Here is a 14,821-nt window from a genome sequence, read left to right on the forward strand (position 1 = left end):
TCAGTGAGAACCCGCATGGCGCTCCTGTTCGTCATGGGCGAGGCGGACCGGCCTGAGGGAGAAGCCTCCGTCCATCACCGCGGCCGTGCCGGTGCAGAACGAACCCGTCTCACCGGCCAGGAAGGCGACCAGCCGCCCTAGCTCCTCGGGAGCGCCGAGCCGGCCGAGTGGTGTGGCCTGAGTGCGCCGGCGCAGGACGGAGGCGGCGTCGCCGCACGTCGCCGCCGCTTCCCAGCTGCTGATCTCCAGTGATCTTTCTGTGGCGGACGGGCCTGGCAGCACGCAGTTCACCCGGACACCGTCCGCAGCCACCTCCTCCGCCAGCGTCCTGGCGAAACCCAGCAGGGCGGGCCGCAACGCGTTGGACAGCGCGAGCCCCTGGATCGGCTGGATCGCGGACGTACTGCCGACGCAGATGACAGCCCCGCCACGCTGCGCCCGCATCAGCGGGATCACCCGGCGGCACGATCGGATTACGCTGAGCAGCACCGACTGGAACGCCTCCACCCAGTCGTCATCTGTCAGCGCGCCCTCGGCGGCCGCGCCGGGCTTCGGGCCGCCGCAGTTGGTGACGAGCACGTCCACGCCGCCGAGCATGGCGATCGCCGTGGAGAGGAAGGCGTCAAGCTGGTCCACGTCCCGCAGATCGCAGGGCAGCGCCGTGATGGCGGGGTGCGCCGAGGAGGAAGAGGTCACGGACCTGCCGCAGACCACGACGTCACATCCCTCCCGCGCGAGGGCGGCGGCCGCGCCCCAACCCAATCCACGGGTTCCCGCGAGAACGACCGCCCTTTTCCCGGCCAGGCCGATATTCACAATCTCGATTCCCTTTCTCAGAATGGCAGGGCAATACTAAAGGCGGGGATCGATGAATTCAGGATTCCGGCGGACCCGTGCGCGTAAACGGCAGAGGTACGCCAGCCATCAGGCAGTCCTCGAAAAGCGGCCCCGACCTACGATTCCCCCATGTATTCAGCTGATCGCGGGGACGTCGAGGCCACCCTCGCTTCACTCACTCCTGCGCAGCGCGCCCGATTGGAGAAGGACCTCGGCCTGGTAGCGCCTCGCGCGGCCGGTGAGTCCGCCGCCATTCGACCGCGCGAAGGAGACCACCGGGTTCCGCTGTCGTCTCCGCAGCGCAGGCTGTGGTTTCTCGACCAGCTCCATCCTGGCGACCCGACATACAACTGCACGTACGCCTTCCGGCTCTTCGGCCCGGTGGATGTGAATGTCCTGGAAACCGCGATCAATCGAATCGTCGAGCGGCACGAGGCGTTGCGTACGACTTTCGCGGAAAAGAACGGCGAGCCTTATCAGGTGGTGCACGACAGCCTCGAAATCACCCTCGCGAGGGAAGACGCCGACGCGTGGCACGGTCGTACCGTCGCCGAGGAAGCCGGGACACCTTTCGACCTGGAACGCGGCCCTTTGCTGCGGGCACGGATCCTGCGGCTCGCGGAACGCGACCACGTCCTGCTGCTGACCCTGCACCACATCGTCGTCGACGGCTGGTCGATGATGGTCTTCTTCACCGAGCTCGAACGCTGGTACGACGCCGGAATGGAGCAGTCCGAGCCCGTACTGGAGCCGCTGAGCATCCAGTACCCGGACTTCTCCGCCTGGCAGCAGGACAGGCAGGAAGCCGAGCAGTTCGCTTACTGGCGGGAGGCTCTCCACGGGCTGACCCCGCTCGATCTGCCCACCGACGGTGTCGCCGCCCTGCTGCCGGATTCCGCCGGCGCCGAGCATGTGGTCGAGCTGCCCCGCGACCTCGTCGACGACCTGCGTGACCTCTGCGGCTCCACGGGCGCCACCCTGTTCATGGGGTTGATGGCCGTGTTCAAGGTGCTGCTGGCGCGCTACAGCGGTAGCAGGGACATCGCCATCGGCGCTCCCATGCACGGCAGGACCAGACCGGAGCTCGAGCCGCTCATCGGATTCTTCATCAACACGGTCGTCATGCGGACCGACGTGTCGGGCGATCCGACCTTCCGCGAACTCCTCGGCCGTGTGATGCGGACGTGCGTCAACGCCTATGAGAATCAGGAGGTCCCGTTCGAGCGCCTGGTCGGTGAACTCGGCTCGGCGGGAGCCAGGGGCGCCTCCCCGCTCACCAGGATCCTCATGCAGATCACCCAGCGCGATGACGTGCTCCCGCGGCTGGCCGGGGTGACGGCGCACCGCATCGATGTGCCCGCGCAGACCGCGAAGTTCGACCTGCTGCTGGATTTCCGCCGCCACGGCGACACCTTCAGATGCCACGTCCAGCATCGGACCGAGGTCTTCAGCGAAGCGTATGTGAGCAGGTTCATGGCGCACTACGTGACGCTGCTGCGGAGTCTCGTGGCCGCCCCTGACCGCAGGGCGCTCGCGGCGCCGATGCTGACGTCCGCCGAGCGCGAGCGGGCGGTACGCGACTGGAACGACACCGCGGCCGACTTCCCCCGGTCGTCGACCCTGCACGGGCTCTTCGAGCGGCGCACGGCAGCCGACCCCGAGGCTCTGGCGGTGATATCAGGGGATCGGCGAATGAGTTACGGCGAACTCGACCGTCGGGCCAACGGCCTGGCCATGCGCCTCGAACGGGCCGGCGTACGCCGAGGTGACACCGTGGGGCTGCTGCTTGACAGGTCGGCGGATCTGGTTGTCGGCATGCTCGGCGTACTGAAGGCGAACGCCGCCTACCTGCCGCTCGACCCCGCGTACCCGAAGGCCAGGCTCGCCACCATGCTGTCGCAGATGCAGGTGGCGGCCATTGTCGCCGGCCCTGAACCGGTGGGTGAGGGGCCGGTCATCGACGTCGGCGCGGACAGGAGCGGCGCTCCCGCCCCGCCGCGGCCGACAGCCGGCCCTGCCGATCTCGCCAACGTCCTGTTCACCTCGGGCTCGACCGGCGTGCCCAAGGCCATCCTGCTCGACCATCGCGGGCGGGTCGCCAACGTCACCGACTACAACCGGCGCTACGGCGTGGGCCCCGAGGACCGGCTGTTCGCCGTCTCCTCCCCCACGTTCGACATGTGCACGTACGACATCTTCGGCACCCTCGCCGCGGGCGGCACCGTCGTGATGCAGGAGGCGGAGTCTTCTCGCGACCCCAGGCGCTGGCTGAAGACGCTGCGCGAGGAGCGGGTGTCCATCTGGCACTCCGCGCCGCCGCTGCTCGGCCTCCTCGTCGACCAGGCGGAACGCGACGGGACCACCCTGCCGGACCTGCGCCTGGTGTTCCTGGGCGGGGACTGGATCCCGCTCTCGCTGCCCGACCGCATCCGCTCGATCGCCCCGCACGCGACGGTGGTGAGCGCGGGCGGCGCCACCGAGGTGTCGATGGACTCCACCATCTACACCGTCGGCGAGGTCGACCCGGCGTGGAAGAGCATCCCGTACGGCCGGCCCATGGCCAACCAGCTCGCCTACGTGGTGGACGAGGCCGGCGAGCCCGCTCCGGAGGGCGTGCCGGGCGCGCTGTATCTGGGTGGCATCGGGGTCGGCTGGGGTTACCATGCCCGCCCTGCCCTGACGGCGGAGCGTTTCGTCCCCAACCCGTTCTCCGGGGTCCCTGGCGATCGCATGTACGACACCGGGGACGTGGCCAGGTACGGCCCCGACGGTCTGCTGGAGCTCGTCGGGCGCAGCGACTTCCAGGTCAAGATCCACGGTGTCCGGATCGAGCTGGGCGAGATCGAGGCGGAGCTGCGCAAGAGCCCCGACGTGGCGGACGCGGTCGTCATGGCCCCTGGCAAGGTGGAGCGGCGCCTGATCGGGTACGTGCTGGCCGCCCCTGGCCGCACCGCGGATCCCGCGCGGCTGCGGACCGAGCTGATGCGGGCGCTGCCGCAGGCGATGGTGCCGTCGGCGATCGTGGTGCTCGACCGGTTCCCTCTCACCCCCAACGGCAAGCTCGACAGGCGCGCCCTCCCTGAACCACCCGCCGCGCAGGCCGCCGCGCCGAGCAGGGCGATGACGGACACCGAGCGGAGGGTCCACGACGTCTGGTGCCGGCTGCTCAGGCACGAGGAGATCGGTCTGGAGGAGAACTTCTTCGACCTCGGCGGGGACTCCTTCCTGGCGATCAGGGCGGTTCGCGAGTTCCACGCGGAGCTCCCCGTCGCCGCCCTGTTCACCAGCCCGACCATCGCCGCGCTCGCCGCGCGGGCAGACAGCGGGCAGCCGCACCCGGCCCCGCTGCTCCTGCCCCTGCGCACCTCGACGGCGCCCCGGCTGACCATCGTCGCCGTACCGTACGGGGGCGGCAACGCCATCTCCTACCAACCCCTGGCGCGGGCGCTGCCCGATGGGGTGGCGTTGACGGCCGTCGCGCTCCCCGGGCATGACTTCACCGGACAGCCGCTGGCCGACGTGGCGGACGTCGCCGCGCGGGTGGTCCACGAGCTGGCCCGGACGCCCGGTCCGATCGCCGTCTACGGCCAGTGCGTCGGCTCGGCCCTGGCGGTCGCGATCGCCCGTGGACTGGTCGATGCCGGCCGTCCTCCGCAGGCGGTCTTCCTCGGCGGCTCGCTCGTCGTCCGTGATCCGCTCGCCGCGCTCGCACGGGACGAGTCCCTGTCCGACGATGAGCTGGCGGAGTTCCTCGGCTCGCTCGGCGGCATGGACGGTGACGTGCTGCCGCTCGACCGCGCGGAGATGCTCCGGCTGGTCCGCCACGACCAGCGGCAGGCCGGACGCTACTTCAGCGCCGCGACGGACGCTCCGCTTCCCGTTCCGGCGTTCTGCGTGCTCGGTGGTGCCGACCCGACGACCGCTGACGACGGCGCGCAGAGGTACCGCGACTGGCTCAGGCACTTCTCGTCGGTACGGCTCGAAGTGCTGCAGGACGCCGGCCACTACTTCATCAAGGATGACGCCAACGAGCTGGCGGACGTGCTGGTCCGCAGCATGGGCTCGCTGAGCGCGGAAAGGCGGCCGGCATGACGGGCCAGGCCATCACGGCGGAGTTCCCGCTGACCCCCATCCAGGAACTCATGCTCGCGCACAGCATGCGCGACCCGCTGTCGCCCGCCTGCCTGGTGCAGTACGCCCTACGCTGCACCGGCCCCTTCGACGCGGTCCGTTACGGACAGGCCTGGCAGCGCCTCGTCGATCGGCACACGGCGCTGCGCACCTGTTTCGTCCGGAAGGACGGCGCGGCGCCCGTGCAGCGGATCAGCCGCTCGGCCGAGGTGCCCGTGGCGATCGCCGACCTGGCGGGCGCCGACCCGGGAGCAGCGCTCGCCGAACTGGCCAGAGCCGACAGGGAGCGGGAGTTCAGGCTGGCTGAGGCTCCGTTGCTGCGCCTTTCCATCGGACGGCTGTCGCCAGGCGAGCACGTCGTTCTCGTGACGATGCACCACCTGATCGTCGACGGCTGGTCCGCCGAGCTGATGCTCGAAGAGGCGGCCTGGCACTACAGGGAGCCTGACACGCCTCGCGAGCCGACCGACTTCGGCGTCTACCTCGACTGGCTCGTGGCCCAGGACGACGTCCGTGCGGAGAGCTACTGGCGTGGCGAACTGACGGCAGCGACGCCCGGCTGCGGGCGGCTGGGCGCGCTCCTGCGCCCGTCGCACCACGCGGGCGGCTCTCGTCCGCAGGAGATCCGTAGCACCCTGACCTCGGCCACCGCGGAAGCGCTCGTCCAGCGGGCGCGTCGCGCTCGGGTGACGCCGAACGTGCTGACCCGATCGTTGTGGGGGCTGCTGCTATCGCGCTACAACGGGCAGGCAGGAACGATCTTCGCGGTGACCATGGCGGGCCGGCCGTTCGAGATCGACGGCGTGGACCGCCTGGTCGGGCCGTTCCTCAACAACGTCCCCGTGCTCGTCGCCGATCCGGGTGACGAGCCGCTGGACGCCTGGCTGCTCGATCTTCAGAGGCGGCAGGCGGTCGGAGCCGACTACCAGTGGTGCTCTCCCGGGCAGATCCACGGCTGGAGCGGGAAGAGCCTGTCCGCGACTACCTGCGACAGCCTGTTCGTCTTCCAGAACTACCCCGGCGACCTCGATCTTGTCCCGCTGGGAGACGACATCGCGGTCCATCGCGAGGCCGTACCCGGGGCGAGCATCCGTACCGGCTATCCCCTCACCCTCACCGTCACGCTCGCAGGAGAGCTGACGCTGCGGACCACGCACGATTCCGCCGTGGTGTCGCGGCCGGGAGTGGAACGGCTGCACGAGGACTTCGCCGGGGTGCTCACCGCGCTCGCCGAGGGTGCGCAGGCCGTCGCCGACCTGCCCCTGCCGCCGCCGTGGACGCCGCGGGCCGACGCACGCAGGGAACGGCCGGCGGCCCGCCCCTACGCGGCGCCGGAAACCGAGGTGGAGCGCAGGATCTGCGCGCTGACGGCAGAGGTCCTGGACCTCGACGACTTCGGCCTGCACGATGACGTGTTCGAGGCGGGGTGCAACTCGGTCGCCGCGATGTACCTGGCGCGGAAGCTCCAGGAAGACTTCGACGTGGCCGTCCCCGTCGCCGAGATCTTCCTGAACCCCACTCCCGCCCAGCTCGCGATCACCATCCTGGCGGCGGCGCTGCGCCGGGCCAGGCAGTAGCTTGCTCAGCCCAGGGCCCGCACGACCTGGGCCGCCTGCTCACCGTCGTCGAACGCGATGTCGCTTGCGCGTACGTGCTGGGCGAGGCCGCGCAGAGCCTCGGCCGCCTCCTGGGGGCTCGCCCCCTCCAGCCACAGCCCGCGTACCTGGAGCACGCCGTGCTGCCGGTCGAGCTTGAGGTCCGCGCGCCCGCCCAGGGCGCCGCGGGCCAGGAGCGGCAGGACGTAGTAGCCGTAGCGCCGGCGCGCTGCCGGAACGTAGATCTCGAAGGTGTGCTCGAAGGAGAAGATCCGCTGGACGCGTTTCCTGTCCCACAGCAGGTTGTCCAGCGGGGACAGGAACGTCGGCGGGTGGTCGGGAAGCGTCTTGGGACCGTCCAGGCATGCGGGATCGGCGTAGGCGGGACCTCGCCAGCCCGGGACCTTGAGCTCGGTGACCCTGCCGTCGGCGACCGCCAGCGCGAGCGCCTCCCGCCAGGGAGCGGGCCACTTGTGCAGCCGGTAGTAGTCGGCCACCTCCCGCGCCGTCCCGATCCCGATCCTGGCGACCGCCCTGACGATCAACTCGTAGGCCGCCCGCTCCTGCCCGGGGTCGCAGGTGTCCGTGCGCGGGGGCAGGACCCGCTCGGTACGGTCGTACTGCCGCGCGAACCCCTGTGTCCTGCCTGCGCACATGAGGACGCCCTGGTCGAAGAGGTCCTCCAGGACCTGTTTGGCGGGTTTGAGCTTCCACCACCCGCCCGATCCCGCACCGGGGAAATCCGCGGCGCCGACCGGGCCCTTCGCGTCGACCGTTTCGAGAACCCCCGCGTAGAGCTCGGAGTGCTCGTCGCGGACCTCCTTGTTGACCGTGCTGGCCCCGCGCCCCGACGCCCGCAGGTGCGCGACCCTGTGCAGGAATAACGGGTAGTCGGCCAGGTCGATCCAGCTCATGGAGTGGCCCCAGTATTCGAAACCCGTGCGGTCGTCGTAGATCTGCCGGCTCAGGTCCTGGGGGTCGTAGGCGCCGTACCGGGAGAAGACGGTGAGTTCGTGACTGCGGGCCAGGACGTCCACCGAGTCGAGCTGGATCACGCCCAGACGCTTCAGCACGTCGGCCGGGCGCTGGTAGCTCTCTCCGAAGCCCTGGCTGCGCAGGGCCAGGGCGCGGATCTCTTCTTCTGTCAGCACGTCTGCGGTTCTCCTATCGGATGGTGAATCCGGCGTCCACCGGAAGGATGGTGCCGGTGCAGCGCGCCGCGGCGGGTGAGGCCAGCCACAGGGTCGCGGCCGCGACGTCCTCCGCGTAGGCGAGCGTGTTCAGAGGATGCAGGGCATGCGACACCTCCTCGTAGCTCGCCACGCCGGTACCCATCATGGTCGCCACCCCGGCCAGCATGCCGGGCCCTTCGCCGGGATCCTCGTAGACCGAGGTGGGGCTGACGGCGTTCACCCTGATGCCGTACGGCGCGTAGTCGACCGCCAGGGCCTTGGTCAGCCCGATCAGCGCGTGCTTGGCGGTGACATAGCCGGAGAAGGACCGGAAGGCGATGTGTCCCGCCGTGGAGGCGATGTTGACGACGCTGCCGCTCCTGCGTTCGACCATCGCGGGAAGGACGCTCCTGGCGCACTGCCAGGCGCCTGTCACGTTGACGTCGAGAAGGAGGTTCCAGTCGGCCTCTGCCATCTCGTGGGCGAGAACCCCGGCAGGTCCGACGATTCCCGCGTTGTTGACCAGAACGTCGATCCTGCCGAACTCCGCCAGGGCGCCTGCCACCCCTTCCTCGACGCGAAGCAGGTCGCGGACGTCCGCCTCGATGGTGACGACCCGGGCGCCGAGTTCGCCGCACCGCCGCGCCGTACCCGCCAGCTGGTCGGGACGGCTCATCGGATAGGGGCAGCCGGGCAGGTCTGCGCAGACGTCCAGGAGGACGAGGTCCGCTCCCGCCTCAGCGAAGGCGACCGCGACGGCCCTGCCGACGCCGCGCGCCGCGCCGGTGACCATGGCCACGCACCCGGACGGCCAGGTCATCGCTCCCCGCCCGCCGGAGTGAGGGCGGCGCCCTCTGCGCCGGCCAGGGCGATCAGCTGCGAGGGGAGCAGCCAGAGAGCGGGCAGCAGCCCGCCGATCGCACCGATCAGCAGCGTCGGCCACAGTCCCACGGCCTCGCCCAGCGCACCGCCCGCGACGTAGCCGAGCGGTACGGTCCCCCAGACGAGGAAGCGCATGCTGGCGCTCATCCGGCCGAGCAGCCGATCTGGCGTGATCCCCTGCCGGAGGCTGACCTGGTTGATGTTGTACACGGGGTTGGAGAAACCCCAGACGAACATGCTCACCAGGAGCACGGGCACGGTCAGTGAGCCGAGAGCGGGGGCCGCGGGGATCAGCAGCAGCGCGGCGTTGCCGATCAGCAGCCCCCAGGCGATCGTCCGCCCGAGGCCGAACGCCAGGGTGCCCCGCTCGGTCAGGAAGGAGCCGAGCACCGACCCGGCGCCTGAGACGGCGAAGGTGAGGCCGACCATGCTGGGGGTCAGCCGCAGGTCTTGGGTGAGGTAGAGCACGTAGACGGTGAACAGGATGCGGCCGAAGAAGTTGCTCGTCGCCGTCGTGGCCGCGATGACCCTGAGGTAGCGGTTGCGCAGGACGAAATCCAGGCCCTCGCGTACCTCCCTGAGCAGATTGCGACCTGCGGGGTCGGGTGGCACCGCCTCTTCTCGCTTCTTGATCAGCGCCAGGCCCAGGGCGGAGAGGAGGAAGGACGCCGCGTCGATGATCATGGCGATGGGGGCGGAGACGATCTGCACCAGGACTCCTGCCGCCCCGGGCCCGGACACCTGGGCGATGGTGGCCGTCGCGGTCATCTTGGCGTTGCCCTCCGTCAGCTCCTCCCTGCCGACCAGCGTCGGCAGGTACGACTGGTAGGCCACGTCGAAGAACAGGCCAAGGGTGCCGAAGACGAAGACGATGACGTAGAGATGCTGGATCAGGAGCAGGTCGAGCGCCGCCAGCAGCGGGACCAGGCCGATGCACACCGCGCGAAGGACCTCCGAGATGATCATCAGCGGTCGGCGGCGTAACCGGTCGACCCAGACCCCGGCGACCAGACCGAAGACGAGGTAGGGGGCGAACTGCGCGGCACCGAGGATCCCCAGCTCGGCGGGGGAGGCGTGGAGCACGAGGATCGCCAGGAGCGGCATGGCGATGGTCGTGACCTGGTTGCCGATCTCCGAAACGGTATCGCCGGTCCAGAGCTTGAGAAAGTCACGGTTCTTCCAGAGGGACATGGTCAAGGCTCTCGTCTCGTGGTCGCGGGGCGGGCGGCGCCCAGGTCGGTGATCGTGGCGAGGGTGGCGGCTGCCAGGGCCGCGGCGGTGGCTGGAGCGGTACGTGCGTCATGCGTCCAGGCCAGCCGTAGCGTTCCCGACACGACCTCGGCCTCAACGGACAGCAGGCGCGTTCGCGGTGACGCTCCGGCTCTGTCGTCCGCGCCCAGGTCGTAGGGGCGGGGGACGCGGGCGAACGCCGGCCCATCGCCTTCAACCGCCAGGCGGTGCCCGAGGTAGTTGAAGGCGACCTCCGGTTCCGTGAGTGCGGCCAGTGCCTCGCGTACGGGCTCGGGGCCCAGGTGGCGCAGGGCGGCGTACCTGGCGCCGCGGTGTGGGACGCCGTCCAGGACGGAGGCGACGTGGCCGAGCGCCTCAGCCGTCGTGGCCCAGGTCAGATCCACCGTGACGGGGAAGATCGCGGTGAGCCAGCCGACGGTCCTGGTGAGATCGCTGTCCCCGCGCAGGGGTTCACGGCCGTGCCGCTCGACGTCCACCTTGAGGGCGGATGCTCCGCACCACCGGCCGATCGCCAGCGCCGTACAGGTCAGCAGGAACGCCTCGAAGCTGACCCCCGCCGCGCGGGCCGCTTCCCCCGCCAGGCTCGTGGCTTCCCGGCTCAGCTCCCGCCGTACGGTCGCCGCGCCCGCCTCGGTGGCGGGCTGCTCGGGATGGTCGACGGGCAACGCGTTGGTGCGAACGCCGCCGGTCGCGGTCCAGTAGGCGAGCTCGCTCCCTGCCTGCTCGCTGTGGGCGTAGGCGGCGAGTTCCGCGGCGAACGCCGCGGCGGAGTCGGTCGGAGCCGGGCGCGGGCGGTTCGCGTAGGCGGCGGCGAGGTCCTGCAGCAGGATCTCCCACGACACGGCGTCCACGACGAGATGGTGGGCGATGAGCGCCACGAGCGGCCCGTCAGGCAGCCCGTGCAGCACCAGGGCGCGGACCAGCGAGCCGCGCTCCAGGTCCAGGCTGGTCTGCACCGCGTGCAGGGCCTTGCGTACCCGGTCCGCGCGATGGCCGGGCGGCACGGTGCCGAGATCGAACACCCTGACGAGCTCCTGGCCTGGCTCCTTGGCGCTGCCGGGCAGCCCGTCGCCGGTCAGCGCGGGGTGGGCTCGCATCACCGTCCGCAGTGCCGTCTCGAACCGGCTGACGGACCAGTCCTTCCGCGGGCTGAGCCAGATGCTCTGGTTCCAGTGCGCTGGTTGCGGCATCCCTTGTTCCATGAACCACTGCTGCATGGGGGTGAGCCCGCGGCCGGAAGAGGCGGGAGACGCCGGGCTCGGCGTGGACACGTCGAGCAGGGTCGCCATGCCTCGCGCGCTCTGCCCGATCAGCACGTCGCCTGGTCGCAGGCGCAGCCCTGCCGTACGCGCGGCCGTCGCCACCCGCATGGCGATGATGGAGTCGCCACCGAGCTGGAAGAAGTTCTCGGTGATCCCGACCCGGTCCAGGCCGAACGCCTCAGCGAGGAGTCCGGCGATCACGTCTTCCACCGCGCCGGTCGCGGCGTTCTCCCGCGCCTCCGCGGGGACGACCAGCTCGGGCAGCGCCTGAGCGTCCAGTTTTCCGTTGGCGGTCATGGGGAGGGCGTCGACGACACCGATCTTGGCCGGGACGGCGTGCGCGGGCAGGAGGGTGTCCAGATGCTCGCGCAGGTCCCGGGAAGCGGGGACGGCCCGGCGGTCCGCTGCCACCACGTAGGCGACCAGATGGGCTCCCCGGTGCTCGTCGTGGCGGACGACGACCGCGGCGTCCGCGACCGCTGGGTGGGTGCGCAGCGCGGCTGCGATCTCCCCCGGCTCGAGGCGGAAGCCGCGGATCTTGACCTGCTCGTCGACCCGGCCCAGGTAACAGAGATCCCCTTCAGCGGTACGTGCGGCGAGATCGCCACTCCGGTAGAGGCGCTCCCCCGGCGTGGCGGCGAAAGGGGACGGCACGAAGCGCGTGGCGGTGGTCCGTGGATCGCCCAGATAGCCGTGGGCCAGACCTGAGCCCGCGACGTAGATCTCGCCGGGCGTCCCGTCGGGCACGGGCAGGCCGTCGTCTCCGAGGAGATGGATCGACAGGTCCGCGAGGGGCCGGCCGATCAGGCTGCCCGCGCCGGAGTCCACGTCGTGCTCGGTGACTTCGCGGTAGGTGACGTGCACGGTCGTCTCGGTGATGCCGTACATGTTGATCAGCTTCGTCCGGCCCTGGGGAACGTGGTCGTACCAGTCCCTGAGCTTGCCGTGATCGAGCGCCTCGCCACCGAAGATCACGGTCCGTACGCTCCCAGGGTGGCGCCCGCGAGCCTTGACGGCGGCGGTGAGCTGGGCGAACGCAAGCGGTGTCTGGTTGAGTACGGTGACCCGCTCGGCATCCAGGAGTTCCAGCAGGTCCTCAGGCGACCTGCTGACCTCGTAGGGCACGATGACCAGCGCGGACCCGTGGCTCAGCGCTCCCCAGATCTCCCAGACGGAGAAGTCGAAGGCGAAGGAGTGGAACAGCGTCCAGACGTCGTCCTTGGTGAAGCGGAAAAGCGGTTCTGTCGCGCTGAGGAGCCGGTCGACGCAGGCGTGGCTGATGACGCAGCCCTTCGGCGCGCCCGTGGAACCCGAGGTGTACATGAGATACGCGGGTGCGGCGGGGTGGATCGGCGGGCCGTTCAGCGGTTCGGCGGAGAACCCCAGGGCCTCGTCGAGGGGGATCGAGGGAAGCCGCGTGCAGGGGAGCGCGCCCAGAACGATGCGGGCCTGCGAGTTCCGCAGCAGGAGCCGGAGTCGCTCGGGTGGGTAGGTGGGATCGAGCGGCAGGTAGGCGCAGCCGGCCTTGAGTATGGCCAGGAGCCCGGCGACCAGCTCGGCGGATCGTCCCGCCGCCAGACCCACGACCTGGCCGGGTCCCGCGACCTGCTCGACGAGCCGCCTGGCCAGCCGGTTGCTCCAGGCGTCCAGCGCCCGGTAGGAGATCCGCCGATCCCCGCAGATCACCGCCGTCCTGTCGGGATGGCGCTCGACGCTCCGCGCGAAGCGCGCGGTGAGATCACGTACCGGGGGCGGACCTTGCGTGCGCAGGGGCTCAGGCCGGGGAAGCAGGTCGCGGAGGGTGCGGTCAGGCTCGGCGAGCGCGGCCCGCAGGATCTCCTCCCACAGGCCGACGAACCGGGCGGCGGCCGAGGGCGACAGCAGCGAGGTCCGGTAGATCAAGGCGCCGGAGAACGTCTCCCCTTCGTCCGACACGTAGACGTTCACGTCGAACTTCGCCGTGCCGGTGTCGATGCCTTCGGGGGTTCCGACCGCGGCGCCCAGCCTGACCGGCTCCGACGGCTGCGCGTCGACGTTCAGGACGATGGTCGGCGCCCAGGTTCCACCGAGCGCGCGAGCGGCCGCCATCACCTGCGCCAAGGGGATCGTGTGGTCCTCGAAGGCGTCCAGCCACGATTCGCGGGTGCGGGCCAGCAGCTCGCGGAAGGTCAGCCCGGCGTCGACGTGCCCGCGCACCGGCAGGAGGTTGACGAAGAACCCCAGGACGTCCTGGAGGTCGGACCGGTCGCGGCCGTCGACTGGCACTGCGAGCACGAGATCGTCCTGCCTGCTGTTCAGCCAGGTGACGACGAACAGGCTCGCGAGCAGGACGGTGAAGGGCGTGCTCCCCGAGTCCGCTGCCGCGCTCCTGATCCGCGCCGTCAGCTCGGGCGGGAAGTGCACCGGAACCTCGCCGCTTGTTCCGGCTTCAGCGCCGCCGCGCCGGTCGCCGTAGACGCGCACCGGTTCCGCCCCCGACAGGTCGGCGGCCCGCCGGGCGATGCCCGCCGCCCAGGCGCCGGACTCCGCCGCCGCCCGCTGCCGGCGGGCGTAGGCCAGGTAGTCGGTGGCCGGGCCGGGGATCGCCGATCCCTCATAGGCGGCGGCCAGCTCCCTGAAGAACACACGGAACCAGCCGTCGCTGGCCAGGTGGTGGATCACCACGACCAGGACGCACCGGTCGACGCCGAGCCGCAGCAGCGCCACCCGGAATATCGGCCCCTCTGCGAGGTCGAACGCCTGCTCTGCGTACGCCGACACCATGGCGTCGACCTCGCAGGCGAGGACGTCCCGGACGTCGACGCGCACGGGCAACCGGGGGTGCACCCGCTGAACGGGCCCCTCGTGGAACGTCGTACGCAGAACGCTCTGCCTGGCGGCGACCACCCCGAGCGCCTGCTCAAGGCGGACCGGGTCGACGATTCCCGCCAGGTCCACCTTGATCGCGCTGTTGTAGGCGGCGTTCGACAGCCACAGCCGTTCCTGCTCGAACGACAGGGGGCCGAACGGCAGGGGGCCGTCGGCCGTCACCGGCTTGCGCCGGGCCAGGCGTCGGGTGCGCTCGTACCGGAGGTCATCGGCCATCGGTCAGCTCTTCGATCACGTGGGCGAGGGCGGTGATGGTGGGAGTGTCGAAGATCTGCCGCAGTGGAAGGTGGATGTCGAAGGCCTGCCTGATGTGGGCGGTGGCCTGGGCGACGAGCAGGGAATGGCCGCCCAGGGCGAAGAAGTCGTCGCCGGCGCCGATGCCGTCGATGCCGAGGATCCGGCTGAACAGGCCGGCCAGCCACTGCTCGGTGCGGCCCTGGGGCGGGACGTGCCGGGTGGACAGGTGCGGGCGTTGGGTGCCGGGCAGGGGAAGAGCCGCGGTGTCGACCTTGCCGTTGGGGGTCAGCGGGAAGGAGGGCACGGTGACGATGACGGCCGGGACCATCTCGGCCGGCAACACCGAGCGCAGATGCTCGACAAGCTGGTCGGTCGGGACCGGCTGGGTGGTGGTGACATAGCTGACCAGCCGCGCCTCCACGACGGTGGTGTGGGCGCTGACGACCTGCGGATGCCGGGCCAGCGCGGTATTGATCTCCTGCGGTTCGACGCGGACACCGCGAACCTTCACCTGGTCGTCGATCCGCCCCAGATACTCCAGGACGCCGCCCGTGGTGTGGCGGGCCAGGTCGCCCGTGGCGTACAA

General features: G+C 70.6%; 8 protein-coding genes. 2 read left to right on the top strand and 6 right to left on the bottom strand.

Features of this window, described 5'->3' with window-relative positions; all coding sequences use genetic code 11:
* Nucleotides 1-816, bottom strand: coding sequence for an SDR family oxidoreductase (locus ABZX22_RS25820; protein WP_354913480.1), 816 nt, complete (start codon nt 814-816; stop codon nt 1-3).
* 150 nt (nt 817-966) lie between these two features.
* On the opposite strand from ABZX22_RS25820, the gene ABZX22_RS25825 reads away from it, so the two are divergent.
* Both ABZX22_RS25825 and ABZX22_RS25830 read left to right on the top strand, forming a co-directional pair.
* Entirely contained in the window at nt 967-4,929 is a 3,963-nt protein-coding gene (locus tag ABZX22_RS25825) for an amino acid adenylation domain-containing protein (protein ID WP_354913482.1), read from the top strand.
* Nucleotides 4,926-6,545 (top strand): condensation domain-containing protein, encoded by a 1,620-nt coding sequence (locus ABZX22_RS25830; RefSeq protein WP_354913484.1) that lies wholly within the window; start codon nt 4,926-4,928, stop codon nt 6,543-6,545. Before ABZX22_RS25825 ends, ABZX22_RS25830 begins: the two co-directional genes overlap by 4 nt.
* A gap of 5 nt (nt 6,546-6,550) precedes the next feature.
* Here ABZX22_RS25830 and ABZX22_RS25835 read toward each other — a convergent pair whose 3' ends face one another.
* The 5 genes from ABZX22_RS25835 to ABZX22_RS25855 all read right to left on the bottom strand — a co-directional run.
* Nucleotides 6,551-7,714, bottom strand: coding sequence for a crosslink repair DNA glycosylase YcaQ family protein (locus ABZX22_RS25835; protein WP_354913486.1), 1,164 nt, complete (start codon nt 7,712-7,714; stop codon nt 6,551-6,553).
* Between the two features lie 13 nt (nt 7,715-7,727).
* Nucleotides 7,728-8,555: an SDR family oxidoreductase gene (locus ABZX22_RS25840; RefSeq protein WP_354913488.1), complete on the bottom strand. Its 828-nt coding sequence runs from the start codon at nt 8,553-8,555 to the stop codon at nt 7,728-7,730.
* Nucleotides 8,552-9,808: an MFS transporter gene (locus ABZX22_RS25845; protein WP_354913490.1), complete on the bottom strand. Its 1,257-nt coding sequence runs from the start codon at nt 9,806-9,808 to the stop codon at nt 8,552-8,554. The genes ABZX22_RS25840 and ABZX22_RS25845 overlap by 4 nt, the downstream gene beginning before the upstream one ends.
* Before the next feature lie 2 nt (nt 9,809-9,810).
* Nucleotides 9,811-14,214 carry an amino acid adenylation domain-containing protein gene (locus ABZX22_RS25850; RefSeq protein ID WP_354913492.1) on the bottom strand — a complete coding sequence of 1,468 codons (4,404 nt, stop codon included), beginning with the start codon at nt 14,212-14,214 and terminating at the stop codon, nt 9,811-9,813.
* The coding region (locus ABZX22_RS25855; protein ID WP_354913493.1) for a phosphopantetheine-binding protein at nt 14,204-14,821 on the bottom strand (618 nt) is incomplete at its 5' end. The genes ABZX22_RS25855 and ABZX22_RS25850, both read right to left, overlap by 11 nt.

Source organism: Nonomuraea sp. NPDC003804 (assembly GCF_040610675.1).
GTDB lineage: Bacteria > Actinomycetota > Actinomycetes > Streptosporangiales > Streptosporangiaceae > Nonomuraea.